The organism is Gordonia sp. p3-SID1431, assembly GCF_025143765.1.
Classification (GTDB): domain Bacteria; phylum Actinomycetota; class Actinomycetes; order Mycobacteriales; family Mycobacteriaceae; genus Gordonia; species Gordonia hongkongensis.
Genome location: NZ_JAMBDT010000193.1, coordinates 1 through 1300 on the forward strand (window position 1 = coordinate 1; position 1300 = coordinate 1300).

Below are 1300 nucleotides of genomic sequence, written 5' to 3' on the forward strand. Positions count from 1 at the left end.
TGAGGTTCCCCTGAAAAAGTGGACACGGTTAGCTTGTTTGCTGACTTGTGTGTGATCTGATTTCGAAGTCGATAGGTGAGACCATCCCTAGCGAGCTATGCCTTCTGTCATGGTTGTAGAATCGGATGTAATTGTCAAGTCCGGCAGCAAGATTCGCGTAGCTGCCGTACGCGTGGCGCTTGTAGTTCTCGTGTTTGACCGTTGACCACAACGACTCGGCGCCGGCGTTGTCCCAGCAGATGCCGGTCGCGCCCATCGAGCGTTGCAAACCATGTCGACGGCACGCTGAAGCCATGTCGTAGCTGGTGTACTGACCGCCTCGGTCGCTGTGCAGAATGGTGCCGGCCACCGAACCGCCACGAGTGAGCACTGCAGCATCCACCGCGTCCTCGACGAGCTCGGTGCGCATGTGATCTGCCAGCGACCAGCCCAGCACTCGACGCGAGTGCTCGTCTCGGATCGCGCACAGGTAGGCGTCCCCTTCGCCGCAGGTCAGATAGGTGATATCGGAGGTCCAGACCAGGTTGATGCCGCCGCGATCGAAATCGCGGCCGACCCGGTCCGGCGGGAACGACGCGGCCGGATCGACCTGGGTGGTCCTGACCTTGAACGTGCGCGGACTGATGCCCTCGATGCCCATCTCGGCCATGATCTTGGCGACGGTGTTCTCCGAGACCGCCACCCCCTCAGCGTGCAGATCGGCGGTAATGCGCGGTGAACCGTAGATGCGTCGCGAGGCCTGCCAGTGCGCCAGAATCTTCACTTCCAGATCCCGGCGCCGCTGCTGTCGGGGCGTCAACTCGACACGATGTTGCCGATCTGCCCACGCGTAGAATCCGGACCGCGACACACCCAGGAGAGCAACAAGTTTCGTCACGTCGTGGTTGGCGCACTCCGCGGCGATGAGTTCGAAACGACTCACCGATGATGCTGCGCCGCAAAGTACGCCGATACTTTTTTCAGGAATGCGATATCACGGTCCTTCTCGGCGAGTTCGGCACGCAGCCTGGTCAGTTCTGAGCGTTCACTCGCCGACAGATCTTGGTCGGGCGGCACCTTGCGAACATCATCGGCGACGCCGTCTCGAAGCCGCTCAGCCCGAACCCATTTGCCCAGCAGATTCTCATGCACATTGAGTTCCCGAGCCACCTCGGTGATCGGCCGACCACCATCAATCACCCGACGAGCAGCCTGAGCCTTGTACTCCGGCGTAAACGACCGCCTCCTGGACATGTCGACATCCTTCCAGCAGGACCCCTGGCCCCACTATCTCGGTGTCCACTCAAACTGGGGAGGCTCA

Annotated in this window: 2 protein-coding genes; both read right to left on the reverse strand. The window is 61.0% G+C overall.

All coding sequences use genetic code 11. The annotated features are described in order from the left end of the window. Positions 1 to 28: 28 nt before the first annotated feature. Entirely contained in the window at positions 29 to 922 is an 894-nt protein-coding gene (locus M4D77_RS23740) for an IS3 family transposase (RefSeq protein ID WP_165630008.1), read from the reverse strand. Continuing rightward, the gene (locus tag M4D77_RS23745) at positions 919 to 1233 is read right to left on the reverse strand and encodes a transposase (RefSeq protein ID WP_068969944.1); all 315 of its coding nucleotides are present in this window, start codon (positions 1231 to 1233) and stop codon (positions 919 to 921) included. The genes M4D77_RS23740 and M4D77_RS23745 overlap by 4 nt, the downstream gene beginning before the upstream one ends. Positions 1234 to 1300: the final 67 nt, after the last annotated feature.